Origin of the sequence: Serratia silvae (genome assembly GCF_023282985.1) — a bacterium.
GTDB classification, from domain to species: Bacteria; Pseudomonadota; Gammaproteobacteria; order Enterobacterales; family Enterobacteriaceae; genus Chania; species Chania silvae.
Genome location: NZ_JAGQDC010000024.1, coordinates 1 through 23,432 on the forward strand (window position 1 = coordinate 1; position 23,432 = coordinate 23,432).

At 54.7% G+C, this 23,432-nt stretch carries 27 protein-coding genes; 6 read left to right on the forward strand and 21 right to left on the reverse strand.

Annotation, left to right across the window (positions count from 1 at the left end; genetic code table 11):
• From KAJ71_RS21255 to fkpA, 9 genes are all read right to left on the reverse strand, one after another.
• Window positions 1-359 (reverse strand): GTP-binding protein (locus tag KAJ71_RS21255; protein WP_248947514.1); only part of this gene is annotated, 359 nt, incomplete at its 3' end.
• Between the two features lie 71 nt (window positions 360-430).
• Window positions 431-2,545 carry an elongation factor G gene (fusA, locus tag KAJ71_RS21260; protein WP_021181636.1) on the reverse strand — a complete coding sequence of 705 codons (2,115 nt, stop codon included), beginning with the start codon at window positions 2,543-2,545 and terminating at the stop codon, window positions 431-433.
• 90 nt (window positions 2,546-2,635) lie between these two features.
• Complete coding sequence (gene rpsG / locus KAJ71_RS21265; RefSeq protein WP_021181637.1) at window positions 2,636-3,106, reverse strand: 30S ribosomal protein S7; 471 nt, start codon at window positions 3,104-3,106, stop codon at window positions 2,636-2,638.
• 91 nt (window positions 3,107-3,197) lie between these two features.
• On the reverse strand, window positions 3,198-3,572 hold the full coding sequence (gene rpsL / locus KAJ71_RS21270; protein ID WP_021181638.1) for a 30S ribosomal protein S12: 375 nt from the start codon (window positions 3,570-3,572) through the stop codon (window positions 3,198-3,200).
• A gap of 144 nt (window positions 3,573-3,716) precedes the next feature.
• A complete protein-coding gene (tusB, locus tag KAJ71_RS21275) occupies window positions 3,717-4,004 on the reverse strand; it encodes a sulfurtransferase complex subunit TusB (protein WP_248947515.1) in 288 nt (95 codons plus the stop codon).
• A gap of 9 nt (window positions 4,005-4,013) precedes the next feature.
• Entirely contained in the window at window positions 4,014-4,373 is a 360-nt protein-coding gene (tusC, locus tag KAJ71_RS21280) for a sulfurtransferase complex subunit TusC (protein WP_248947516.1), read from the reverse strand.
• A 9-nt stretch (window positions 4,374-4,382) separates the two neighbouring features.
• On the reverse strand, window positions 4,383-4,772 hold the full coding sequence (gene tusD, locus KAJ71_RS21285) for a sulfurtransferase complex subunit TusD (protein WP_248947517.1): 390 nt from the start codon (window positions 4,770-4,772) through the stop codon (window positions 4,383-4,385).
• Window positions 4,772-5,494 carry a helix-turn-helix transcriptional regulator gene (locus tag KAJ71_RS21290; RefSeq protein ID WP_024482691.1) on the reverse strand — a complete coding sequence of 241 codons (723 nt, stop codon included), beginning with the start codon at window positions 5,492-5,494 and terminating at the stop codon, window positions 4,772-4,774. Before KAJ71_RS21290 ends, tusD begins: the two co-directional genes overlap by 1 nt.
• 326 nt (window positions 5,495-5,820) lie before the next feature.
• Complete coding sequence (gene fkpA, locus KAJ71_RS21295; protein WP_248947518.1) at window positions 5,821-6,687, reverse strand: FKBP-type peptidyl-prolyl cis-trans isomerase; 867 nt, start codon at window positions 6,685-6,687, stop codon at window positions 5,821-5,823.
• A gap of 317 nt (window positions 6,688-7,004) precedes the next feature.
• Between fkpA and KAJ71_RS21300 the strand changes: the two genes are divergently transcribed.
• A complete protein-coding gene (locus tag KAJ71_RS21300; RefSeq protein ID WP_248947519.1) occupies window positions 7,005-7,232 on the forward strand; it encodes a SlyX family protein in 228 nt (75 codons plus the stop codon).
• 45 nt (window positions 7,233-7,277) lie between these two features.
• Here KAJ71_RS21300 and slyD read toward each other — a convergent pair whose 3' ends face one another.
• From slyD to kefG, 4 genes are all read right to left on the reverse strand, one after another.
• Complete coding sequence (gene slyD / locus KAJ71_RS21305; protein WP_248947520.1) at window positions 7,278-7,865, reverse strand: peptidylprolyl isomerase; 588 nt, start codon at window positions 7,863-7,865, stop codon at window positions 7,278-7,280.
• A gap of 94 nt (window positions 7,866-7,959) precedes the next feature.
• Window positions 7,960-8,163, reverse strand: a complete 204-nt coding sequence (locus tag KAJ71_RS21310; RefSeq protein WP_248947542.1) for a YheV family putative zinc ribbon protein — start codon at window positions 8,161-8,163, stop codon at window positions 7,960-7,962.
• Between the two features lie 14 nt (window positions 8,164-8,177).
• On the reverse strand, window positions 8,178-9,986 hold the full coding sequence (gene kefB, locus KAJ71_RS21315; RefSeq protein WP_248947521.1) for a glutathione-regulated potassium-efflux system protein KefB: 1,809 nt from the start codon (window positions 9,984-9,986) through the stop codon (window positions 8,178-8,180).
• Complete coding sequence (kefG, locus tag KAJ71_RS21320; protein WP_248947543.1) at window positions 9,986-10,540, reverse strand: glutathione-regulated potassium-efflux system ancillary protein KefG; 555 nt, start codon at window positions 10,538-10,540, stop codon at window positions 9,986-9,988. The genes kefB and kefG overlap by 1 nt, the downstream gene beginning before the upstream one ends.
• 134 nt (window positions 10,541-10,674) lie before the next feature.
• Between kefG and KAJ71_RS21325 the strand changes: the two genes are divergently transcribed.
• Window positions 10,675-12,594, forward strand: a complete 1,920-nt coding sequence (locus tag KAJ71_RS21325) for an ABC transporter ATP-binding protein (RefSeq protein WP_248947522.1) — start codon at window positions 10,675-10,677, stop codon at window positions 12,592-12,594.
• A 94-nt stretch (window positions 12,595-12,688) separates the two neighbouring features.
• Here KAJ71_RS21325 and KAJ71_RS21330 read toward each other — a convergent pair whose 3' ends face one another.
• Entirely contained in the window at window positions 12,689-14,176 is a 1,488-nt protein-coding gene (locus KAJ71_RS21330; RefSeq protein ID WP_248947524.1) for a nicotinate phosphoribosyltransferase, read from the reverse strand.
• Window positions 14,177-14,311: 135 nt separating this feature from the next.
• Complete coding sequence (prs, locus tag KAJ71_RS21335) at window positions 14,312-15,172, reverse strand: ribose-phosphate diphosphokinase (RefSeq protein WP_248947525.1); 861 nt, start codon at window positions 15,170-15,172, stop codon at window positions 14,312-14,314.
• Window positions 15,173-15,364: 192 nt separating this feature from the next.
• Between prs and KAJ71_RS21340 the strand changes: the two genes are divergently transcribed.
• On the forward strand, window positions 15,365-16,084 hold the full coding sequence (locus tag KAJ71_RS21340) for an NUDIX hydrolase (protein WP_248947526.1): 720 nt from the start codon (window positions 15,365-15,367) through the stop codon (window positions 16,082-16,084).
• Window positions 16,085-16,087: 3 nt separating this feature from the next.
• Here KAJ71_RS21340 and tauD read toward each other — a convergent pair whose 3' ends face one another.
• The 6 genes from tauD to KAJ71_RS21370 all read right to left on the reverse strand — a co-directional run bounded on the left by tauD (window position 16,088) and on the right by KAJ71_RS21370 (window position 21,069).
• A complete protein-coding gene (gene tauD, locus KAJ71_RS21345; protein ID WP_248947527.1) occupies window positions 16,088-16,936 on the reverse strand; it encodes a taurine dioxygenase in 849 nt (282 codons plus the stop codon).
• A complete protein-coding gene (gene tauC / locus KAJ71_RS21350) occupies window positions 16,933-17,766 on the reverse strand; it encodes a taurine ABC transporter permease TauC (protein WP_248947528.1) in 834 nt (277 codons plus the stop codon). The genes tauD and tauC overlap by 4 nt, the downstream gene beginning before the upstream one ends.
• The gene (gene tauB / locus KAJ71_RS21355; protein ID WP_248947529.1) at window positions 17,763-18,530 is read right to left on the reverse strand and encodes a taurine ABC transporter ATP-binding subunit; all 768 of its coding nucleotides are present in this window, start codon (window positions 18,528-18,530) and stop codon (window positions 17,763-17,765) included. The genes tauC and tauB overlap by 4 nt, the downstream gene beginning before the upstream one ends.
• A gap of 10 nt (window positions 18,531-18,540) precedes the next feature.
• Window positions 18,541-19,536: a taurine ABC transporter substrate-binding protein gene (gene tauA / locus KAJ71_RS21360; protein ID WP_059199477.1), complete on the reverse strand. Its 996-nt coding sequence runs from the start codon at window positions 19,534-19,536 to the stop codon at window positions 18,541-18,543.
• Between the two features lie 137 nt (window positions 19,537-19,673).
• On the reverse strand, window positions 19,674-20,456 hold the full coding sequence (locus KAJ71_RS21365; protein WP_248947530.1) for a PhzF family protein: 783 nt from the start codon (window positions 20,454-20,456) through the stop codon (window positions 19,674-19,676).
• Window positions 20,457-20,466: 10 nt separating this feature from the next.
• Entirely contained in the window at window positions 20,467-21,069 is a 603-nt protein-coding gene (locus KAJ71_RS21370) for a LysE family translocator (protein WP_248947531.1), read from the reverse strand.
• A 117-nt stretch (window positions 21,070-21,186) separates the two neighbouring features.
• Between KAJ71_RS21370 and KAJ71_RS21375 the strand changes: the two genes are divergently transcribed.
• The 3 genes from KAJ71_RS21375 (at window position 21,187) to KAJ71_RS21385 (ending at window position 23,418) form a co-directional block, all read left to right on the forward strand.
• On the forward strand, window positions 21,187-22,167 hold the full coding sequence (locus KAJ71_RS21375; protein WP_248947532.1) for a hydrolase: 981 nt from the start codon (window positions 21,187-21,189) through the stop codon (window positions 22,165-22,167).
• Window positions 22,164-22,397: a YheU family protein gene (locus tag KAJ71_RS21380; protein ID WP_021808044.1), complete on the forward strand. Its 234-nt coding sequence runs from the start codon at window positions 22,164-22,166 to the stop codon at window positions 22,395-22,397. The genes KAJ71_RS21375 and KAJ71_RS21380 overlap by 4 nt, the downstream gene beginning before the upstream one ends.
• A 151-nt stretch (window positions 22,398-22,548) precedes the next feature.
• Window positions 22,549-23,418: a phosphoribulokinase gene (locus KAJ71_RS21385; protein ID WP_248947533.1), complete on the forward strand. Its 870-nt coding sequence runs from the start codon at window positions 22,549-22,551 to the stop codon at window positions 23,416-23,418.
• Window positions 23,419-23,432 lie beyond the last annotated feature (14 nt).

Consider the following 23,432-nt stretch of genomic DNA (forward strand, 5'->3'; position numbering starts at 1 on the left):
ATGTGCTCACGAGTCTGAGGCATAGGGCCGTCAGTCGCAGCTACAACCAGGATAGCGCCGTCCATCTGAGCAGCACCAGTGATCATGTTTTTCACGTAGTCGGCGTGCCCTGGGCAGTCAACGTGCGCGTAGTGACGAGTCGGGGTGTCATATTCAACGTGAGAAGTGTTGATGGTGATACCACGAGCTTTTTCTTCTGGCGCGTTATCGATCTGGTCGAAAGCACGTGCAGAACCACCGTAGGTTTTAGCCAGAACAGTAGTGATTGCAGCGGTCAGGGTAGTTTTACCGTGGTCAACGTGGCCGATAGTACCAACGTTAACGTGCGGTTTGGAACGTTCAAATTTTTCTTTAGACACGGCTATATTCCTTAACTCTTTTGCTCCCCCCTCATGGAGAGAGCACTGATCAATGTGTTAAACCCGAAAGCTTATTTACCACGGGCTTCAATAACGGCCTGAGCGACGTTGTTCGGCGCATCATCGTACTTCAGGAACTCCATGGAGTAAGAAGCACGGCCTTTGGTCAGAGAACGCAGTTGAGTTGCGTATCCAAACATCTCGGACAACGGAACTTCAGCGTGAATCTGAACGCCAGTAGCGTTGGATTCCTGACCTTTCAGTTGACCACGACGACGGCTAAGGTCACCGATGACGTCACCAGTGTTCTCTTCCGGCGTTTCAACTTCAACCTTCATGATAGGCTCAAGCAAAACAGGTTTCGCTTTCTTAAAGCCATCTTTAAAGGCGATAGACGCGGCCAGTTTAAACGCCAATTCGGAGGAGTCAACATCGTGGAAAGAACCGAAATGCAGACGCACACCGAGATCAACTACCGGATAACCGGCCAGTGGACCAGACTTAAGCTGCTCTTGGAGACCTTTATCAATGGCAGGGATGTATTCCGTTGGGATCACACCACCTTTAATGTCATTGATGAACTCGTAGCCTTTCGGATTTGAGCCCGGCTCCAGTGGGTACATGTCGATAACAACATGACCATACTGACCACGACCACCAGACTGCTTGGCGTGTTTACCTTCGATGTCAGTAACTTTCGCGCGAATCGCTTCACGGTAAGCAACCTGTGGTTTACCCACGTTCGCTTCAACGTTAAATTCACGACGCATACGGTCAACCAGGATATCCAGGTGAAGTTCACCCATACCTGCGATGATGGTCTGACCTGATTCTTCATCAGTCCATACGCGGAATGATGGGTCTTCCTTCGCCAGACGGCCCAGAGCCAGACCCATTTTTTCCTGGTCAGCTTTGGTTTTTGGTTCTACCGCTACGGAGATTACCGGCTCAGGGAACTCCATACGTTCAAGAATGATCGGGCTAGCAGGATCACACAGCGTATCACCGGTAGTGACGTCTTTCAGACCGATTGCCGCAGCGATGTCGCCTGCACGAACTTCTTTAATCTCTTCACGCTTGTTAGCGTGCATCTGAACGATACGGCCCAGACGCTCACGCGCGGCCTTAACGGAGTTCAGAACGGTGTCACCGGAGTTAACAACACCAGAGTACACGCGGAAGAACGTCAGGTTACCCACGAATGGGTCGGTAGCGATTTTGAACGCCAGTGCAGAGAACGGCTCTGAGTCGTCAGAATGACGCACAGCCGGGGTATCTTTACCGTCGTCCAGAATACCGTTGATAGCTTCAACGTCATTTGGTGCTGGCAGGTATTCGATAACCGCATCCAGCATTGCCTGTACGCCTTTGTTTTTAAAGGCAGAACCACAGGTTACCAGAATCACTTCATTGTTCAGCACGCGCTGACGCAGAGCTTTCTTGATTTCTTCCTCGGTCAGCTCTTCGCCGCCCAGGTATTTGTCCATCAGCTCATCTGACGCTTCAGCAGCAGACTCAACCAGATTCTGGTGCCATTCAGCAGCCAGTTCCTGCATGTCAGCTGGGATCTCTTCGTATTCGAAGGTCACGCCTGCATCAGCTTCGTTCCAGTTGATGGCTTTCATTTTCACCAGGTCAACAACACCGGTGAATTTCTCTTCTGCGCCAATTGCCAGCTGCAATGGAACCGGGTTTGCGCCCAGACGAGATTTAAGCTGACCAACAACTTTCAGGAAGTTGGCACCCATACGGTCCATTTTGTTAACGAACGCGATGCGTGGCACTTTGTATTTGTTAGCCTGACGCCATACGGTTTCAGACTGTGGCTGAACACCACCAACAGCACAGTAAACCATTACCGCGCCATCAAGCACACGCATGGAACGTTCTACTTCGATGGTGAAGTCAACGTGCCCTGGGGTGTCGATGATGTTTACACGGTGCGGCTCAAACTGCTTGGCCATACCAGACCAGAAAGCAGTCGTCGCTGCAGAAGTAATGGTAATACCACGCTCCTGCTCTTGTTCCATCCAGTCCATGGTGGCGGCGCCGTCATGAACTTCACCGATTTTATGGTTTACACCGGTGTAGAACAGGATACGTTCGGTAGTTGTGGTCTTACCGGCGTCGATGTGAGCACTGATACCGATATTACGGTAGCGCTCAATGGGTGTTGTACGAGCCATTTGATTCCTCTATTGCCTTAGGCGGTTCGGTGAAACCAAGCGGGTTGGCTTCTTGAAGCGCCCACTTGGTTAGCAAAACTACTGCGTGGATTACCAGCGGTAGTGGGCGAACGCCTTGTTGGCTTCTGCCATACGGTGAACGTCTTCACGCTTCTTAACAGCAGAACCTTTGTTTTCTGCTGCATCAGAGAGTTCGTTCGCCAGGCGCAGAGCCATGGATTTATCACCACGTTTACGAGCGGCATCAACGATCCAACGCATTGCCAGGGCATTACGACGAACCGGACGAACTTCAACTGGTACCTGGTAAGTAGAACCACCAACGCGGCGAGACTTAACTTCTACAGTCGGGCGCACGTTGTCGAGAGCGACTTCGAAAGCTTCCAGGTGACCTTTACCAGAACGCTGAGCCAGGGTCTCCAGCGCGGTATACACGATTGCTTCTGCAGTAGATTTCTTACCATCTACCATCAGAATATTTACAAATTTAGCCAACAGCTCGGATCCGAACTTAGGATCTGGCAGGATTTTACGTTGGCCTATTACGCGACGACGTGGCATGGAAATACTCCGTTGAAAATTTCAGGATTGTCCAAAACTCTACGAGTTTATTTTGACATTAAAATGTTTGGCCTTACTTAACGGAGAACCATTAAGCCTTTGGCTTCTTCACGCCGTACTTGGAACGAGCTTGCTTACGGTCTTTAACGCCGGAGCAGTCAAGTGCACCACGGACGGTGTGGTAACGCACACCTGGCAAGTCTTTAACACGACCGCCACGGATCAGGATTACGGAGTGTTCCTGCAGGTTGTGGCCTTCGCCACCGATGTAAGAACTCACTTCGAAACCGTTAGTCAAACGCACACGGCAAACTTTACGCAGTGCGGAGTTTGGTTTTTTCGGGGTGGTGGTATATACGCGAGTACATACGCCACGTTTCTGCGGGCAGGCTTCCAGCGCTGGAACGTTGCTTTTAGCAGCCTTCACAGAGCGTGGTTTGCGAACCAGCTGATTAATCGTAGTCATTAAAAAAAGCTCCTGGGTTTTGCTTCGTTTTTCGCTTCGTAAACATGTGATAAATCCCCCGTATGCACTACTGGCACAGTACGAGGACGCAGAATTTTATGGCTGACTGGTAGAGGTGTCAAGAAATATACAACATCACACGCATTACCATGCCATTTGACTGCGGTGTTTCTCGGTTAACACAACGAAGTCAGTATAACCGATTAGCGTAATTCTGTGTGAAAAATGACCAGACAGGCCTCTGGCATCCAGATCGTCCTGCAGCGCATAAAGTGATATGGGGGCAATGAGCAATAAATCAAGGCTGGCGCTACCGGCCAGGCCGGCCAGTACGCCGTCTTGCAGCAATAGCAGAGCATCGCCTTCTCTGGTAAGCCTTAACAACGCAGGCAGATCACAACGGGTTGGGGAATGGCTGAGGGTATACAGCATCAAAATATCCTAGAAAGTCATGACCACATCGTAAGTGGCCAGTTTCTGGCTCAGAGTATCCGCAGGCAGAATTTCAGCCTTCAGCACCCAGTCGGTGACCTGTTGCAGGCCACGCTCCTGGATGGCGGTTGCGCAGAGATAGCAGTTTTCAACGTCATACAGCGGCAATACGCCAAAGGTGGCAATGTAATTGCGGGCCAGGATCTTTTCGGGTTGTTGACCCGGCAGCAGTTGCAACACGCCATCGCCGACAAAAAACACGCCGATATCCTCGCTCAGTGCCGACGTCGCCAGTAGCGCATCCAGCCCTTCCCTGCCAGCCGCACTGCCATGTGGCCCCTGGGTAAAAACAAACGCAACTCGTTTCATCTTGCTCATTTAAAACTGTACCAGACGATCGTTGCTCAGCGCCGCCTCTGCCAACGAACCTAAACCGCTGAGGGTAAATCCCGGCTGCAGGTTGGCTGTCACCAGCGCCAACTGTGCGGCTTCTTGCTCATCGGTCACGCCACGGCGCAAAGCTGCCGCCACACAGACGTTAAGCTCCACGCCATGTGCCTGGGCCAGATCAACCCACGCACGTACCAGATCGAATTCATCGCTAGCCGGAGATATCAGCTGATTGGCATTCAGCACTCCTTCGCGATAGAAAAAAACGCTGGTAATGCGGTGACCTGCCGCCAACAGGGCCTGGGCGAACTGCCAGGCGCTGCTCGCTTGCTGAGTGCCGTAAGCCGGGCCGGTGACCAATAGGCAGTAGTTAAGCATCAGCGCTCATTGCCCAGCAGATCGCCACTCTTGAACTGGCGTATATACAAGTAGACGGTATGTTTGGAGATATTCAGACGATCGGCAACCTGATTGATCGCATCCTTGATATCAAAAATGCCTTTCTCGTACAGGTTGAGTACGATCTGGCGATTTTTGGCGTTATTGGACACGTTGCGATCGGCATTCACCTCTTCAATGGTGAACTCCAGCGTCTGTGCCACCAGATCATCAACCGAGGAGGCAAAGTTGACCGAAGAGGCCACCTCCTGCGTTTCCGGCGGCATAAAGGTCTGGATGATCTGCGAGAACGGTACATCGAGGTTCATGTTGATACACAGCAGGCCAATCACCCGCTGTTCACGGTTACGAATAGCAATCGTCACCGACTTCATCAACACGCCGCTTTTGGCCCGGGTGAAATAGGCTTTGGAGACGCTGCTGTCATCGCCCGCCATATCGTGCAGCATACGCAGTGCCAGATCGGTGATTGGCGAACCGATTTTACGCCCGGTGTGCTCACCATTGGCGATACGCACGGCGGAGCATTTCAGGTCCTCCAGGGAGTGCAGCACGATTTCGCAGTGCCCGCCAATCAGCATCGCCAGCCCATCGACCACGACTTCATACGACTTCAGGATTTCATGGTCCGTCTGACTAAACGGACGCTCATTCAGCAAATCAAGTTCACTGGCTTCGCTGGATAAAAGCGAATTTGACATCGAAGATACCACCTACATAGATCGCCTGTGCCAGGGGACGCAACTAAAACGGCTCGTGCAGGAGACAATCGCTGCCAGGAGCAGTTTTAGGTACACGCCCTAAGGGGCAGGCGCATGATTCATAAGTTCAGACCCAGAGTCTAGCAAAACGGTCAGATCCTGGTCCTTACATTTGCGCGTGATATTGACGTTAAGCCCGATGCCCGGCAGGCGTCAAGCAATCAGTAAAAACAGGGAATAAAGTTGAGGGGAATTTTGCATTGTTGATCGGGCAGAAATGACAACCGCCGCGAAGAACATTCGCGGCGGTTGGAAAAATCTAAGACTTATTTGGCTTTAGCGCCTGCAGCAGCTTCGTCAGCCGCTTTTTCTGTTTTGTCGTCAGCCTTGACTGCCGGTTTCACATCCAGCAGTTCAACATCAAACACCAGCGTGGAGTTAGCAGGGATCCCTGGAACGCCATTTTTACCGTAGGCCAGTGCCGGTGGGATAACCAGTTTGATCTTGCCGCCTTTCTTGATGTGTTTCAGGCCTTCGGTCCAGCCAGGGATCACACCGTCCAGACGGAATGACAATGGCTCGCCACGATCATAGGAGTTGTCAAACACGGTGCCGTCGGTCAGAGTACCTTTGTAGTTCACCACTACGGTATCGCTGTCTTTCGGTGCTTCACCGGTACCTTCTTTCTCTACTTTGTACAGCAGACCAGATTCGGTTTTCTTGGCGCCTTTTTCTTTGGCGAAGGTTTCAGCGTATTTAACGCCTTTCGCTTCGTTTTCTTTCGCGTCCTGCTCCATCTTCGCCTGTGCGGAAGCCTTCACACGCACTTCAAAACCTTGCAGGGTTTTTTCGATGTCAGAGTCATTCAGCTTGCTCTGCTTGGCAAACGCGTCCTTAACAGCCCCGAGCATCACATCTTTGTCCAGCTTGATGCCAAGTTTTTCTTGTTCATCCAGCGAGTTTTCCATGTAACGACCGAGTTGAACACCCAGTGCGTAAGCTACCTGCTCATCGTCATTCTTGAACTTGCCAGTGCTCGGTGCTTCTGCAGGTTTAGCAGGCGCTACCTCACCCGTCGTGGTAACGGTAGCTGCATCAGCAGGTTTTGCCGCATCGGCTGCCATAACTTGGGTCGCATTCAGAGCAAGAGCCATAGTGGTTGCCAGAAGCGTGACTTTAAACAAAGATTTCATCCATTTCTCCAGTGTCTGAAGCGGTGCCTCAAACCATCATTAAGTAATTTAGCCGGGCTACTATAGCTGCCTGAAACAAAACAAAACAGTCACACAGGTAACCAATCGAGTCAAGATGTGACCCCACATTGATATCAAAGTTCAATAAAAACATCTATAATGTTGATAATTAACAGATCTATTTAACAACTTTGCGAATTGAACTGCCTATCTTGCAGCAGTGGAAAACCGCTTGCCGAAATTGGCAGGCACAAAGCCGACGGCTACTGATAACATAGCGCCAGAATCCCGGATTTAACAGTGCCAGAGGTAACATCATGCACGAGAAAGACTACGAGAACCTGCTACAGCGGTTGGAAGAGATGGAAAGCCGTCAGGCCTTTCAGGAAGTGACGATTGAGGAGCTCAATCAAACCGTGGTGCAGCAACAGCTTGAAATGCTGAAGATACAAGAGCATCTGCGCCTGCTGACCGACAAGCTGCGCGCCAGCCAACCTTCGATGATCGCCTCGCAGTCGGAAGAAACGCCTCCTCCGCATTACTAAAAAAGGCCGCCGAAGCGACCTTTTGTTGCAGTTACAGCACCAGGATTAGTGGCAGCCGCAACCACCGTTGCCACCACAGCCGCCTTTCTTGCCGTGGTCATGATCGTGGTCGTGATCGTGGCCATGACCGCCGCAGCAGCCTTCACCGTGTTCGTGGTGATGATCGTGCTCGCCGTGAACATGGCCGTGGGCCAGCTCTTCTTCGGTCGCTTCACGGAGCGCCACAACTTCTACGTGGAAGTTCAGGTCTTGGCCTGCCAGCATGTGGTTACCATCAACCACTACGTGGTCACCATCAACTTCGGTGATTTCAACCGGAACCGGGCCCTGATCGGTATCAGCCAGGAAGCGCATGCCTACCTGCAGTTCATCAACGCCCATAAAGACGTCTTTAGGAACGCGTTGCACCAGGTTTTCATCGTAGTTGCCGTAAGCTTCGTTAGCGGCGACATGAACGTCGAAACGATCACCCGCTTCGTGACCTTCGAGTGCTTTTTCCAGACCTGCGATCAGAGAGCCATGCCCATGCAGATAGTCCAACGGTGCACTCACCGGAGACTCATCAACCAAAACACCGTCTTCTGTACGTACTTGGTAAGCCAGGCTGACCACCAAGTCTTTTGTTACTTTCATGATATCTCCTACCGTTGGAAACTAAATCGGTGGAGATTGTAGCGGAAATCTCCAGCGCTGTACCCTTCAGCATAAAAAATCACGGCAGATAACGCTACTCCGGATGAAAAATACCGATCACCTGCTCCTGCGGGCGAACGTGTTTTTCCACCTGTTGCTCAGTCTGGCGCTGATGGTGGCCACACTTGACGCACTCCACCACTTCAACCTGGTCTTCACGCCAAACCGCCAGCGTATCCATAGCGTTACAGCTTGGGCAAACCGCCCCGGCGATAAATCTTTTACGTGTTGTAGACATCATTGTGCTCCGAATTATTCGTATTCATCCCAGCCGTCGAACTGTCGTTTTTCTTTTTGCATTTCGCGGTGGAAAAGTTCTTCCAGCTCGCGCCGGGCTTCTTTCACGCGGGAAATCTGGGCCACGTCCCCAAGATGCGGTGGCATCAGTTCACGCAGCATGCGCATATCCAGGCGGCGAAAATGCTGCTGAGCGCGATATGCCTGATGCGGGTGCATCCCCAACTCTGTTAACGCCTTACGCCCTAGCTCCAGGGCGCTGGAGAAGGTTTCACGGCTAAACTGTTTCACCCCGGCCTGGAGCAACTCATGCGCTTCCACACGCCCCCGCGCCCGCGCCAATATGGACAGGTTGGGGAAATGCTGCTGGCACAGATGGACGATGGCCATGGTATCTTCCGGCTCATTACAGGTAATGACGATAGATTTGGCCTTTTTCGCACCGGCTGCCCGCAGTAGTTCCAGCTCCGTCGCATCCCCGTAGTAAACCTTGTAACCGTAGCGGCGCAATACACCGACCGCGCTAACGTCCCGCTCAAGCACGGTGATACGCATCTTGTTAGCCATCAGTAAGCGGCCAATCACCTGCCCGAAGCGGCCGAAACCGACGATTATTACCTGCGGATCGTCGTCTGCCACATAGGGCGCTTCTTCATCCTCGTCTTTGGCGTTATAGCGGCGGGTCAGAATGCGATCAATAATCTGCATCAGCAGCGGCGTAGTCATCATCGAAAGCGTCACCACGACCAGAAGCAAGGCTAGTTGCTCGTCGCCCAAGATATGCTGCGTCGAAGCCGCCGAGAACAGCACGAAGGCAAACTCACCGCCCTGGCTCAGCACCCCGGAAAATTGCAGACGTACCGAGCGCCGCAGGCCAAAAATACGCGCCAGTGAGTACAAAACACTGGACTTCACCGCCACCAGGATCACCACACCAAGCAGCACTTCCAACAAATTGGTATACAACACGCCCATATTCAGCGCCATGCCTACCGAGATGAAGAACAGCCCGAGCAGCAGCCCTTTGAAAGGCTCAATGGCGATTTCCAACTCATGACGATATTCGCTCTCTGCCAGCAGCACCCCAGCGATAAAGGTCCCCAATGCCATCGACAGGCCAAGGGCATCCATAAACAGCGCAGCCCCCAGCACCACCAACAGCGCAGCAGCCGTAAATATTTCGCGTACCCCAGATGAAGCGATATAACGAAACAACGGGCGTAACAGGAAGCGCCCCCCGATCAGCATGCCGCCGAAGGCCGCGACCTTCATGGCGATTTCAGCCCAATCGTCGCTGGTACCTGCGCCACCGGCCAGGATTGGGATCAGCGCCAACGCCGGGATAACCGCCATATCCTGGAACAGCAGTACCGAGAAGCCTAGCTGGCCTCCTTCGTTGCGGTTCATGCCCTTTTCACGCATCAGTTGCAGCGCCATGGCCGTTGATGACATAGCCAGGCCAATGCCGCCTATCACCGCCGCCTGCCAGGCAAAATGGCTGAAGTAAAGCAACGCGCCGAGCACTGCCGCCGTGACCAATACCTGCCCGGCACCGACACCAAAGATCGAACGACGCAGTTCCCACAGTTTGGCCGGATTCAGTTCCAGCCCAATGATAAACATCAGGAACACCACGCCCAACTCGGAGAAATGCAGAATTTCATCCACATCCCGGATGAATCCCAATCCCCACGGGCCGATGGCGATACCGGCGAGCAGATAGCCTAAAACGGCCCCGATCCCCAAACGGCGGGCAATCGGCACCGTCACCACCGCGGCAAACAGGAACAGCAGTATGGCGGTTAATAACGCGGAACCTTCCATCAGTGCCTCCCGGTGTGCGGTAAGGGGGTACGCAACCAATCGCCATAGGCGCTGGCGTGGCTGCTCAGTACTTCCGGCTTCTGGCGGCGCGCCCAGTAGACAAGGATCGGCGTCAGCCAGTGCATATGGCACATGGCCGCGGTCAGCTCAAAAGGGCGCAGAATATCCTCGATCGGATAACGATTGTAACCCCCGGTGCGATAGGCACCTTCCGGCTCCCCGGTGGTGATCACCGAACGCCAGTACTTGCCAGCCAGCGCATTGCCGCCCATCCCGCTGGCAAAACCACGGGATAGCACTCGGTCCAGCCACTCTTTAAGCAAGGCTGGGCAGCTATAGGTGTATAAGGGGTGTTGGAAAACGATGACCTGATGGTCGCGCAGCAGTTGTTGTTCGTGATGGATATCAATAAAGAAATCAGGATAGTGCGCGTATAAATCGTGCACGGTGACATGTTCCAACTGCTGTGCCGGTTGTAACAAAACCCGGTTTGCTACCGAGTCCTGGGATTCCGGATGGGCATACAGCAGCAAAACCTTCGGCGGCTGTGACATCATTCCCCTCCAAAGCGTCGTCAGGGTGGCGGATTTCCGTTACCATGCAACGCAAAGACTAATAATAGGACGGGTAAGCGTCCTGTTAACGTAAACTCAATTCAATTTAACATACTCTGAACAAACGGCGCTTTATGATTGTTTTCTCCTCGCTACAAATCCGACGCGGCACCCGCGTCCTGTTGGACAACGCCACGGCGACGGTTAATCCAGGTCAGAAGGTCGGCCTGGTGGGTAAAAACGGCTGTGGGAAATCCACGCTGCTGTCCCTGTTGAAAGGTGAGATCGCCGCAGACGGCGGTAGTTACACCTTCCCAAACAACTGGGCGCTGGCCTGGGTGAATCAGGAAACACCGGCACTGGACGTGCCCGCCATTGAGTATGTTATCGATGGAGATCGGGAATTTCGCCAGTTGGAAGCCGAATTACAGGTGGCAAACGATAATAACGATGGTCACGCCATCGCCACTCTGCACGGCAAGCTTGATGCCCTGGATGCCTGGACTATCCGTTCCCGTGCCGCCAGCCTGTTGCACGGTTTAGGTTTCTCCAACGAGCAGCTACAAAGCCCGGTACGTGCCTTCTCGGGCGGATGGCGCATGCGCCTCAACCTGGCTCAGGCTTTGGTTTGCCGTTCCGACCTGCTGTTGCTGGACGAACCCACCAACCACCTGGATCTGGATGCGGTGATCTGGCTGGAACGCTGGCTGAAAAGCTATCCAGGCACCCTAGTGCTGATTTCGCATGACCGTGATTTCCTCGACCCTATCGTCGACAAGATCCTGCACATCGAAAATGAGACCATCAACGAATACACTGGCAACTATTCCTCCTTCGAGCGCCAGCGCGTCACCAAACTGGCACAGCAACAGTCGCTGTATCAGAGCCAACAGGAGAAAGTGGCGCACCTGCAAAGCTACATTGACCGTTTCCGTGCCCAGGCTACCAAGGCCAAGCAGGCACAGAGCCGCATCAAGATGCTGGAGCGGATGGAGCTGATTGCCCCGGCGCACGTCGATAACCCGTTCACGTTTAGCTTCCGCCAACCCGAAAGCCTGCCAAACCCATTGCTGCGCATGGAAAAAGTCAGTGCCGGCTATGGCGACAAGGTGATCTTGCAGTCAATCAAGCTCAACCTGGTGCCCGGCTCGCGTATTGGTTTGCTGGGGCGTAACGGTGCCGGTAAATCAACACTGATCAAAATGCTGGCTGGCACGCTGGAGCCGCTAAGCGGGGAGATCGGGCTGGCGAAGGGCATCAAGCTGGGTTACTTCGCCCAGCATCAGTTGGAGTTCCTACGCGCCGATGAGTCGCCGCTACAGCATCTGAGCCGCATCGCCCCTCGCGTGCTGGAGCAGCAGCTACGGGATTACCTTGGCGGTTTCGGCTTCCAGGGCGATAAGGTCACCGAAAACACCGAACGTTTCTCCGGCGGTGAAAAGGCACGGCTGGTGCTGGCACTGATCGTCTGGCAACGCCCTAACCTGCTGTTACTCGATGAACCGACCAACCACCTGGATCTGGATATGCGCCAGGCGTTGACCGAAGCGCTGATCGATTTCGAGGGGGCATTGGTGGTGGTTTCGCACGACCGTCACCTGCTGCGTTCCACTACCGACGATCTGTATCTGGTGCACGATGGCCAGGTGGAGCAGTTCGAGGGCGATCTGGACGATTATCAGCAGTGGCTTAGCGATCTGCAAAAGCAGCAGGCACAGCAGGATGCCGCACCGAAGCAGGATAACGGCAACAGCGCCCAGGCGCGTAAAGACCAAAAACGCCGTGAAGCGGAATTCCGTACGCAAACCCAACCGCTGCGTAAGCAGATCGCCAAGTTGGAACTGCAGATGGATAAGCTGGGTGCCGAATTGGCCGCGGTGGAAGAACAGCTGGCAGACTCGGCGCTGTACGACATCAGCCGTAAAGCCGATCTGACCGCCTGCCTGCAAAAGCAAAGCCAGGCCAAGTCCGCTCTGGAAGAAACGGAAATGACCTGGCTGGATGCCCAGGAACAGCTGGAAAATCTGACCCAGGCGTTTGAGTCGGAGAGTTAATCCTTTTCCCCCTCTGCTGCTGCCAAGGGGGCTTCTACGTAGGGGCGCCGCATGCTGCGCCCGTTAGCTACATCCGGCGCCCGTAAGAGAACCGTTATACACTAGCAAGGCGCTGGCGGATCTGCTCCAGCGAGTCCTGGTTATAGAGTTTGCCATCCAGGAAGCGCGTTTTCAGTTCGCCCTGCTGCTCCTGTTGCCAGTCCTGATTATCCAGCAGTTGATATTCCCCTTCCCCATCGCGGATCACCCGTAACAAACCGCGGGCAGATTGTTTCAGGCCGCTGTCGGTCTTTGGCTGTTTGAAAATGGGGCGCCCCACTCCGTTCACCTCTCCGTAGGTGGCCTTCATCGCGAAACCAAAGGTATCGCGGGTATTATACTGATAAGTAAAGGAACCCACGCCAAACACTACGTTAGAGCTGGCAAAACCTTTCGCTTCCAGGCGTTGCAGGATTTCCTGAGCGCGTTCTAAAGTGATGGAGTCTCCATAAATCAGCCCAACATGGGGATCCAACACTTTGTAGCCCTTGCTGTTAACCGTGCCGCCAAAGATTTCCCACAACACTTCCACCGAGCCTTTCTCTTCGGCGCTGCGTTGCGCACTGCGATCGCTGTCGTCGCCGGTTCCACAAAGAATAGCTACCGGATCGCCACTGTCTGGGCGGAAGACCACTCGGCCATCGCGCGCCATGATTTTGCTGTGTAGCTCACGGGTAAACTCCGTCAGCACCTGCCAGTAATCCCAGGTATCCGACACGATGGAAACTAATCCATTCGGATAGAGATCTTCAATCAGGCGGCGGAACGTTTCGATCTCCGTTGCCTGCTCTCCCATGCACATTACGCTATGTTCGGTGGCGGGGATGCTGCCAGCCACGAAGTAATCTTCTGCGGTTGGATAATACTTCTGTGCGTACAGCACCGCAGGAATGTTGTCGGTGCCCTTGAAGCTGAGCAAATGCCCAGTACCGGCCTGCGCGACATCATGCATGCCCGACATGCCGCGGAAGGAAAAGTCGTGGCATTGGAAATCCAGGTGCGCCAGGTCATCACAGGTTTTATCCGCCCACATCTGGCAGATCTTGCGGTAATGATGGGCAATGGTGGCGTTGGTGGAAGCCTTCCACAGTTCGGCCGAGATCACCGTTTCCAGGTAGTTGACCAGCCAGAAGAACTCCTCACGCGTATTGGTGATGGTCAGCACCGGTACCTTCATCTGTACCTTGCTGCCTTCATCCAGCCCTTTGATATGCAGTGGCAGATAGCCCAGCCGATGCAGGGCGCGAATATGCTCCACGCAGACCCGATCCTGGCCAATATAGCTGTCCATCAGCTTTTTATATTCCCCTACCACCTGCTCTTCCGGTTGGGCAAAGAATTGCTGATTAAATAAATCCACCATGAACCACTGTAAAAAGCCCTGCAAACCGAAGAACACCAGTTGGCCGTCCGGCAGCGGGGAAGCAAAGAACCGATCGCTGCGCGGCGTGAAGTTGGAGTAGATACGCGTGGTGCCCAGCGGATACTGCTCACGGTGTGACACTTTGTAGCCATCAATCGCCAAAATAGGATTAGTTAACATAGTCGGTTCCTTAGTGAGCGTATACCCGTCGCCTTTCAAGCTGCAGCGTTGTTACCTGCACTCACCCACCCCAGTCACTTACTAAAGTAAGCTCCTGGGGATGGGTGAGCTTGTCGCCTAGCTGCAGCTTGAAATTCATAGGGTATAAATAGATTCAATATCAATCAGTTCAACACGTTGCTCAGCGAGTTCCGCCGCAGCATAGGAAGTGGTGGTATAGATGTTATCGATGCCTTGGTTCAGCAAAGCCGCAGTACCTTTGGAAAACACCCCGTGGGTGACGTACAGGCTGACCGAACGCGCCCCCGCCTGACGCAGCACCTGGGCCGAGCCGATAAAGGTGCCGCCGCCGTCACACAGGTCATCCACAATCAGCACGTCTTTGCCCTGCACATCACCGGCCAGCAGTTCAAAACCCGTCAGTTCGCCGCTAAACACGTCCCGGTGTTTGGTCATGATGCCGTATTGTGCGATGCCAAAGTGGGCCGCCACCGCGTGGATTTTTTTCAGTGCGCCAGCATCCGGTGCCATCAGGAACAATTGCTGCTGGGTTAATAAATTGACCAGTCTGCTGCTGTGCTGCATGCACTGCTGCTGAGTAATGATGTGCATGTTGTCGATCACGGCGGCAGCTACTTCGCTGTGCGGATCCAGCACCGTCACACGGTCAAACGCCAAGGTGTTGAGGAATTGGCCGAACACCTTGAGCGCGAAGCTGTCGCCGGAGGTCATATGGCGATCTTGGCGGGCGTAGGGCAGATAAGGCAGCTCAAGCAGGCTTTCTTTGATCAGGAACTGGTGGCGTACCGCCTGCGTCAACTGTGCCAACAGCATGAAGTCATCCATGCTGCGCATGGCGCTGGCACGAATACGCATCTGTGATATCCCCGTCGTTTCAGGCGGTGCAAACCGGGCATACACCGCCCCATCGGGAAACTGCCCGGTGGTCACCTTCACTTCAATGTCATTCAAAAACAACTGCAACTGTGCGCTCATATTCCTCTCCCTCACCAATTAATGTCCTTGGGACACTTATATAATTGTCCAAGAGACATTAATTGGCAAGCGAAAAATGTCTTAATCGCGGCAAATACGCTTAACCATTTGTTTCCTTACGTTTTTAATAATTATCATTAGCCAGCGGCAATTGTTATATTGTCTCAAAGACCTTTTTAGCCGAGCGCCCGCATGACCACGCAAGCCGAGTACCTGAAAAACTACGATCCGCGCCTCTTCCCCTCGCCGCTTGTCACCATCGACAGTGTGCTGTTTACCGTACACGGCGGGAAATTGTGCGTGCTGTTGACCAAGCGCGCTAATCACCCTTTCCTCGATCAATGGGGATTGCCCGGCGGATTTATCGATTTGCAGCGCGACGCCTCCACGCAAGCGACGGCCGAACGTAAACTGAGGGAAAAAACCGGTGTGGTGCCGCCCTATCTGGCGCAGTTGGCCAGTTTTTCTGGCCCGGAAAGGGACCCGCGCGGTTGGAGCCTGACCACGGTCTACTTTGCTCTTATCGCCCATGCCGATTGCCAGCCGCACATCGCCGACGTAAGTGACGTAGCCTGGATGCCGTTGGACAACCTGCGAACACAGCAGTTGGCTTTCGACCACGGCCAGATCGTTGAGGCTGCGCTTCAGCGGTTACGGCAGAAAACCGCTTACTCCATGCTGCCGGTCTATTGCCTACCAGCGGAGTTCACGCTTTCCCAGTTGCAGGAAGTGATTGAGATCATCTTGTCGCATACGGTGCAGCGCAAAAGCCTGATACGGCGCTTTGAAGCTTCAGAGATGTTTGAGGAAACCGGCGAGAGAGTGGCAACAGGCGCACGCAAGGCACGCCTGTATCGCAGGAAAGCGGGGGTAGATATGAGAAACTTTTCCAGAAACCTGATGGTGGAGTGATCCTCAGGCGCGATAGAACGGCTTATCCCCCAAAATGGTCGCGCGGTGCATAATGCGCCGCTGCGGCAGGTAATCCGCGTTGGCGTAATGCTGCGTCACCCGGTTATCCCAGATGGCAATATCGTTGGCCTGCCAGCGCCAGCGCACCTGAAACTCCGGCTTGGTGATATGCGCAAACAGGAAGTTCAGCAGAGCATCACTCTCCTTCGCCGCCAGATCGACAATCCGCGTAGTAAATCCTTCATTGACGAACAGCGCCTGCTTGCCGGTCACCGGATGGGTGCGGATCACCGGATGCAGCAACGGTGGGTTTTTCTGCACGGCCAACTGCCAGCGCTGATGCTCTTCCTCACTGCCACGATGTTTATATTCGGGGAACGACTTGGTGAAGTCATGCTCCGCCTGCAACCCGGCCAACAACTTTTTCAGCGATGAGGACAATGCCTCATACGCGGCAATCCCGCTGGCCCACAGCGTGTCGCCACCGGTCGTCGGCAGCTGCTTGGCGGCTAAAATCGCCCCCTGCGGCGGGTTTTCGATAAAGGTGACGTCGGTATGCCAGTTGTCGTTATCCGGTGGGTTATCGTCATGGGTATCCAGCACGATGATCTCTTCCACATCGGGCGCATGTGGATACACCGGGTGAATATGCAGATCGCCGAAGCGCCCTGCCAGCTCGCGCTGTTGTAGCGGTGTGATCGGCTGATCGCGCAGGAACAGCACCTGATGCTTGAGCAAAGCATGGTAAAGCTGTTCAAACTGGCCGTCGCCCAGTGGCCGCGACAGATTGACGTTTTCCACCAACGCGCCGATATAAGGCCCCAACGGGGTAATTGCTAAACGTTCGTTCATTGCTGTACTCCATGCCAGGGGGTCAAGCGGCGCTGCAAAGCGCGCAGCCCCAGCTCCAGACCAAATGCGATTATCGCAATCACGCTAATACCGGCGATCACCACGTCGGTCGCCAGAAACTCACCGGCAGACTGCACCATAAATCCCAGACCGCGCGTAGCGGCAATCAGTTCGGCAGCCACCAGCGTAGACCAGCCGACACCCAGGCCAATACGGATGCCAGTCAGAATTTCCGGTAGTGCACTGGGCAATACCACAAAACGCAGCAGTTGCCAGTGGTTGGCTCCCAAAGCCTGCGCGGCACGAATGCGCACCTGCGCTACGCTGCGTACGCCTGCCACGGTCGAAAGCGTCACCGGGGCAAAAATCGCCAGGTAGATCAGCAGGATTTTCGAGGTTTCACCGATGCCAAACCAGATCACCATCAGTGGCAAATAGGCCAGCGGCGGCACCGGGCGATAAATTTCAATCAGGGGATCGAGCAGGCCGCGTACTGTCTCACTCAACCCCATCGCAATGCCCACCGGGACACCGATCACCACCGCAGCAAGCAGCGCTACCAGGATTCGGCCCAGGCTGGCGGCTAAGTGTTGCCACAGCGTGGCATCCATAAAGCCTTGCGGGCTGGCAATGACCACCAACTGATGCAAGACCTGCTGCGGCGCGGGCAGAAATAATGGGCTGATCAGGTGCAGGGCGGTTACCGCCCACCAGACAGCCAATAGCACCAGCAAGGTTGCCGTGCTCAGCTTGAGGCTGCGCGGCAGCGTGAAACGAGATTGACGCACCGCTGTCGGTACTGCGGCTTTCAGAACAGAATGCAGGCTCATAGCAAGGCCTCGCGCTGTTGGAACACCCGGCCCAGCACGTATTCACGCTGGGCGATAAACTCAGGATCGGACTTGATGGAGCGGCAAGCTTCTCCGGCGGCGTAGCGCTGGCCAAAATTCAGCGATAAACGCTCCACCACCTGCCCAGGGCCAGGGGAAAGCAGCAAAAGCTCGCTGGCCAGGAACACCGCTTCTTCGATGTCATGGGTGATCAGCAGCACCTGCTTGCCGGTATCGCGCCAAATGTTCAACAGCAGTTCCTGCATCTGTTCGCGAGTGAACGCGTCCAGTGCCCCGAAAGGCTCATCCAGCAGCAACAGCCGAGGGTCAGCAGCCAAGGCGCGAGCAATACCCACCCGCTGACGCATCCCACCGGACAGTTGCCAGATGAAGTGTTGTTCATAGCCGGTCAGCCCAACGCGTTGCAACATCTGCTGCGCCACCTTGCGACGTTGTGGCTTGGCTACACCGGACAACTGTAAGCCAAACTCCACGTTATCCACCACGTTGCGCCACGGCAGTAAGCCTTCATGCTGGAAGACCACGCCACGCTCGGCACTAGGGCCTTTGACAGGGACATCATCCAGCGTAATGCTGCCTGCCGTTGGCTCAATAAACCCGGCGATCAAATTCAGCAACGTGGTCTTGCCACAGCCAGAAGGCCCCAACACCACCACCAGTTGCCCGGCGGCGATCTGGAACGACACATCGCGCAGCGCCGCACGCCCCTGATAATCGGCCGAAAGATGGTTAACGTTTAGCATGGCGGTTCCCTTACGACTGCGGCGCAGCTTGCACCTGTTTGACAAAGCGGTCGGTCACATAGGCGCTGTAATCACTGTCCACCTGCGGGATCTTGCCTTGTTGCTTAAGGAACTCGGCGGTATCACGAATGGCTTTATCTACCGGCTGGCCCAGTTGAGTGATCTGATCGGCGACCGGCAGGTAGCGGTTACCCTTCACCAGTTCCGGCACCTGTTCTGGCGGCACTCCGCTCAGGCGAGCCAGCGTGTTGAGGTTGCTTGAGTCTTTCAGCCACTGCTCCGGCTGTGCCAGATAGGCTTTCTGCGCTTTCAGGGCGCTGGCAGCAAACGCGGTGACAACTTCCGGATGCTGCTCGGCAAAGTCTTTACGCACTACCCACACGTCCAGCGTTGGTGAGCCCCACTGGCCAACCTGCTCGGAATCGGTCAGCACCTTGCCCTGTTTGGCGAGTTCATTGACCACCGGTGCCCATACGTAAGCCCCGTCGATATCCCCACGCTGCCAGGCCGCCGCAATGGCTGGCGGTTGCAGGTTGAGGATTTGCACCTGGTCAGGTTTGATACCCCAGTGTTTCAGGGAGGCCAGCAGGCTGTAGTGAGTGGTGGAAATGAACGGTACCGCAATGCGCTTACCGATCAGATCCTGAGGAGATTTGATGTCCTTTTTCACCACCAGCGCTTCGGAACTGCCCAGCTGCGAGGCGATCAGGAACACTTCGATAGGGAGCTTCTGGCTGGCGGCCACGGCCAGCGGGCTGGAGCCGATATTGCCTATCTGCACGTCGCCAGAGGCCAGCGCACGCAACACGCTGGAACCGCTGTCGAACTTGCGCCAATCAACAGTTGCGCCAGACTGTTTGGCAAAGCTGTTTTCCGCCTGCGCCACCTTGGCAGGTTCGGCGGAGGTCTGGTACGCCACGGTAACGTCCACTGCCTGGGCACTGGCCGCCCCGAGCGATAAAGCCAACAAGACTGCACTGCGTAATGAGAAAAGTTTGCTCGCCATGATCCGCTCCGTTGATAAAATTCTGTGCTGTGATCAACAGTTTTATCTGAGCGAGACTCGGCAATAAAAGAATAAAAAAATATTCTTTATTACTTATTGAAATATTAACCTAACCCACAAGCAGACTGGAACGTAGCTCAACCTAAAATCGTGCCTCTCAAGAAAATACGTGCGTAGCCACCCAGCAAGGTACGCTCCCCTTGCAGCTCGCAAAACAGTTCTCCACCGCGTGATGATAGCTGCTTGGCATGCAATACGTGGCGGCCAAGGCGCGCCGTCCAGTAAGGCATCAGTATGCAATGGGCGGAGCCGGTTACCGGATCTTCGCTGCGATCCAGAGAGAAATAACGCGAGACAAAATCTACTTCATCGCCCGGAGCCGTGACGATCACGCCACAGCCAAGGTGGTCGATCAGCTCGGTGATCGCAGGCTGTACCGCTCTGACCTGCGCCTCATCGGCCAATACCGCCATCAACGACTGAGCTTGCCACACTTCCTGCGGTTGCACACCGAGCAAAGCGGCCAACCGTGGCGGTTCAGCAATTTTCTGTGGTGGACGAGAAGGGAAATCCAGGATCAGCCGTTCACCGTCGGCCACATCGCGTTTGACATACAGCTCACCGCTGGCGGAACGAAAACGGATATCGCTCAACGCCGGGTTGACTACGTTTAACAGCACGTGTGCCGTGGCCAAAGTGGCATGTCCGCAAAGATCCACTTCCCGCGTTGGCGTAAACCAGCGGATCGCATACATATCGCCATCCTGCCAGACAAAGCTGGTTTCCGGCAGGTTAAGCTCATTAGCGATGGCCTGCATCTGCGCCGCCGCCAGCGGTTGTTGCAACAGGCAGACACCGGCCGGGTTGCCCCGCATTCCTTCGCCGATAAAGGCATCCGCATGGAAATAGTTTTCGTTCATCAGCGCTCCCTTAATGCCAAATCAGTAATACACAGGCCGCGGTTAACAGCCCCATCGACACGTTAAAGATAATCCAGGCCTTCTTGCTGCGCAGCAAGCGACCAATCACCGTACCAAAACCTAACCAGATAATCCCGGCGACGATATTGACCGCAAAAATACCGAAGGCGATGGCCAGAATGGAGTGGTTGTATTTATCCCCTGCCAGGCTAAAGCTCGCCACCGCGCCTAGCGCCATCAGCCAGGCCTTAGGGTTGAGGAATTGCAACAGCCAGCCTTGATACAGACGCACAGGCTTTGGCGGCGCCACGTCGGTTTCCAGCTTTTCATAGGCTGCGGTAGCCACTTTCCACGCCAGCCACAGCAAATAAAGGCTGCCAAGGATTTTCAGGATCAGGTGCAAGGAAGGATAAATCAGGATCAATCCGCCAACGCCAAATGCCACCAGCACCAGAATACTCTGCATACCCAGCATGATGCCGATCATCAGCCATAATGAACGCATAAAACCGAAGTTGGCACCGGAGGTGGTGAGCAACATATTGTTGGGGCCAGGGGTGATCGCGGCCACCCACAGGAAGCCTAGCATCGAGAGAAATAAACTCAGTTCCATGAAGCGGGTGCTCCTCACCCAAATGACTTTTTTGCAGTATGATTGCTAATACATGTGTTCGAAGCTAACAGTGCGGTTCGGATCACACAATAGCCGCCAACAAGAATTTTATTCATTATGTATGAATCCTTTCGCCCCCTGACCGGGGCCAGTAATCCACACCTACAAACCCTGCTGCCACGGCTGGTACGCCGCCGTGTGCTGCTGCAACCCCATTGGCAGCGGCTGGAATTGCCGGACGGCGATTTTGTCGATCTGGCCTGGAGCGAAAACCCGCAGTTGGCGCGCGATAAACCCCGCGTGGTGCTGTTCCACGGGTTAGAAGGCAATTTCTACAGCCCTTACGCACACGGGCTGCTCAATGCCTGGCGCGAGCAAGGCTGGCTGGGCGTGGTGATGCATTTCCGTGGGTGCAGCGGCGTGCCCAACCGCAAGCAACGTATCTACCATTCCGGCGAAACGGAAGATGCCCGCTTCTTCCTACGTTGGCTGCGTGACAGCTTTGGCGAGGTGCCAACGGCGGCGGTCGGGATTTCCCTGGGCGGCAATATGCTGGCCTATTATCTGGCCCAACAGGGCAATGACAGCCTGCTACAGGCGGCAGTGGTCGTTTCCGCCCCGCTGATGCTGGAGCCTTGCTCGATCCGCATGGAACAGGGATTCTCACGCGTCTATCAGCGCTACCTGCTGGGCCAACTCAAGCAGAATGCCACGCGCAAGCTGCTGTATTACCCAGGAACCTTGCCGTTGGATCTGTCGCAACTGAACAAGCTGCGGCGCATTCGCGAGTTTGATGATGTGATCACCTCGCGCATCCATGGCTTCAGTGATGCGGTTGATTATTACCGTCGTTGCAGCGCCTTGCCGCTGTTGCCGCAGATCACCACACCGTTGCTGATCATTCACGCTAAAGACGACCCGTTTATGACCGATGCGGTGATCCCCGATCTCGCCACCTTGCCGCCGAATATCGAATATCAGTTGACGGAGTGTGGCGGCCACGTCGGCTTTGTCGGCGGCACCTTGAAAAAACCGCAAATGTGGCTGGAACAGCGTATCCCAGCCTGGCTTTCTCCTTTTTTGGAACACACCAAGTGATTATTCCCTGGCAAGAAATTGAACAAGAGACCCTCAACAGCCTGATCGAATCCTTTGTGTTACGCGAAGGAACCGACTATGGCGAGCACGAACGTTCTCTGGAACAGAAGGTGGACGATGTGCGCCGCCAGTTGAAAAGCGGCGAAGTGGTGCTGGTATGGTCAGAGCTACATGAAACCGTCAATATCATGCCACGCGGGCAGATCCGTGCCGGGCAGGAGGAAATTTAGTCTTATTGCACGCTATGACTGAGGGAAAAAATCAGGTAACAATGCAGTATTGCAAACCAACGCGCATAATTTCGCCTTGGGCGAATGGACATCAGCCACACTAAAAATCTTATTCTGAGCCTGCGCATTTAATACGGAGTGACCCTCGATCATGTCTGCCAAACATCCCGTTATCGCAGTGACCGGTTCCAGCGGAGCCGGCACCACCACAACCAGCCTGGCGTTCCGCAAGATTTTTCAGCAGCTAAACCTGCGCGCCGCCCAGTTGGAAGGCGACAGCTTCCACCGTTACACCCGGCCGGAAATGGATGCGGCAATCCGTAAAGCACGCGATATGGGCCGCCATATCAGCTACTTCGGCCCAGAAGCCAACGACTTTGGCCTGTTGGAGCAGAGCTTTATCCAATACGGTAAAAACGGCACTGGCCGCTCACGCAAATATCTGCACACCTACGACGAAGCGGTGCCTTACAACCAAGTACCAGGCACGTTCACGCCTTGGGAGCCACTGCCTGCCCCCACGGATGTCCTGTTCTACGAAGGGCTACACGGCGGCGTAGTGGCCGATCAGATCGACGTGGCCAAGCATGTCGATCTACTGGTCGGCGTGGTGCCGATCGTCAACCTGGAGTGGATCCAGAAGCTGATCCGCGATACCGGCGAGCGTGGCCATTCCCGTGAGGCGGTGATGGACTCGGTAGTCCGTTCGATGGAGGATTACATCAGCTACATCACTCCGCAGTTCTCGCGCACCCATATCAACTTCCAGCGCGTCCCGACGGTCGATACCTCCAACCCGTTTGCCGCCAAGGCGATCCCCTCGCTGGACGAAAGCTTGGTGGTGATCCACTTCCGTGGCCTGGATCAGATCGATTTCCCCTACCTGCTGGCGATGCTGCAAGGATCGTTTATCTCGCATATCAATACGCTGGTGGTGCCGGGCGGCAAAATGGGGCTAGCAATGGAGCTGATCATGGCACCGCTGGTACAACGGCTGATGGAAGGTAAGAAGATCGAGTAAGGCTATGGGGCGCG

What these genes read in the sequence shown, in the direction of transcription:
- KAJ71_RS21385 (WP_248947533.1), top strand. Translation starts at nt 22,549, where the DNA reads ATGTCTGCCAAACATCCCGTTATCGCAGTGACCGGTTCCAGCGGAGCC.
- slyD (WP_248947520.1), bottom strand. Translation starts at nt 7,865, where the DNA reads ATGAAAGTAACAAAAGACTTGGTGGTCAGCCTGGCTTACCAAGTACGT.
- KAJ71_RS21290 (WP_024482691.1), bottom strand. Translation starts at nt 5,494, where the DNA reads ATGTCAAATTCGCTTTTATCCAGCGAAGCCAGTGAACTTGATTTGCTG.
- prs (WP_248947525.1), bottom strand. Translation starts at nt 15,172, where the DNA reads ATGAGCGCACAGTTGCAGTTGTTTTTGAATGACATTGAAGTGAAGGTG.
- tusC (WP_248947516.1), bottom strand. Translation starts at nt 4,373, where the DNA reads ATGAAACGAGTTGCGTTTGTTTTTACCCAGGGGCCACATGGCAGTGCG.
- tauC (WP_248947528.1), bottom strand. Translation starts at nt 17,766, where the DNA reads ATGAGCCTGCATTCTGTTCTGAAAGCCGCAGTACCGACAGCGGTGCGT.
- rpsL (WP_021181638.1), bottom strand. Translation starts at nt 3,572, where the DNA reads ATGACTACGATTAATCAGCTGGTTCGCAAACCACGCTCTGTGAAGGCT.
- kefG (WP_248947543.1), bottom strand. Translation starts at nt 10,540, where the DNA reads ATGTCACAGCCGCCGAAGGTTTTGCTGCTGTATGCCCATCCGGAATCC.
- fkpA (WP_248947518.1), bottom strand. Translation starts at nt 6,687, where the DNA reads ATGAAATCTTTGTTTAAAGTCACGCTTCTGGCAACCACTATGGCTCTT.
- KAJ71_RS21310 (WP_248947542.1), bottom strand. Translation starts at nt 8,163, where the DNA reads ATGTCTACAACACGTAAAAGATTTATCGCCGGGGCGGTTTGCCCAAGC.
- rpsG (WP_021181637.1), bottom strand. Translation starts at nt 3,106, where the DNA reads ATGCCACGTCGTCGCGTAATAGGCCAACGTAAAATCCTGCCAGATCCT.
- KAJ71_RS21375 (WP_248947532.1), top strand. Translation starts at nt 21,187, where the DNA reads ATGTATGAATCCTTTCGCCCCCTGACCGGGGCCAGTAATCCACACCTA.
- tauA (WP_059199477.1), bottom strand. Translation starts at nt 19,536, where the DNA reads ATGGCGAGCAAACTTTTCTCATTACGCAGTGCAGTCTTGTTGGCTTTA.
- tusD (WP_248947517.1), bottom strand. Translation starts at nt 4,772, where the DNA reads ATGCTTAACTACTGCCTATTGGTCACCGGCCCGGCTTACGGCACTCAG.
- tauB (WP_248947529.1), bottom strand. Translation starts at nt 18,530, where the DNA reads ATGCTAAACGTTAACCATCTTTCGGCCGATTATCAGGGGCGTGCGGCG.
- kefB (WP_248947521.1), bottom strand. Translation starts at nt 9,986, where the DNA reads ATGGAAGGTTCCGCGTTATTAACCGCCATACTGCTGTTCCTGTTTGCC.
- fusA (WP_021181636.1), bottom strand. Translation starts at nt 2,545, where the DNA reads ATGGCTCGTACAACACCCATTGAGCGCTACCGTAATATCGGTATCAGT.
- KAJ71_RS21300 (WP_248947519.1), top strand. Translation starts at nt 7,005, where the DNA reads ATGCACGAGAAAGACTACGAGAACCTGCTACAGCGGTTGGAAGAGATG.
- tusB (WP_248947515.1), bottom strand. Translation starts at nt 4,004, where the DNA reads ATGCTGTATACCCTCAGCCATTCCCCAACCCGTTGTGATCTGCCTGCG.
- KAJ71_RS21370 (WP_248947531.1), bottom strand. Translation starts at nt 21,069, where the DNA reads ATGGAACTGAGTTTATTTCTCTCGATGCTAGGCTTCCTGTGGGTGGCC.
- KAJ71_RS21325 (WP_248947522.1), top strand. Translation starts at nt 10,675, where the DNA reads ATGATTGTTTTCTCCTCGCTACAAATCCGACGCGGCACCCGCGTCCTG.
- KAJ71_RS21340 (WP_248947526.1), top strand. Translation starts at nt 15,365, where the DNA reads ATGACCACGCAAGCCGAGTACCTGAAAAACTACGATCCGCGCCTCTTC.
- KAJ71_RS21330 (WP_248947524.1), bottom strand. Translation starts at nt 14,176, where the DNA reads ATGTTAACTAATCCTATTTTGGCGATTGATGGCTACAAAGTGTCACAC.
- tauD (WP_248947527.1), bottom strand. Translation starts at nt 16,936, where the DNA reads ATGAACGAACGTTTAGCAATTACCCCGTTGGGGCCTTATATCGGCGCG.
- KAJ71_RS21365 (WP_248947530.1), bottom strand. Translation starts at nt 20,456, where the DNA reads ATGAACGAAAACTATTTCCATGCGGATGCCTTTATCGGCGAAGGAATG.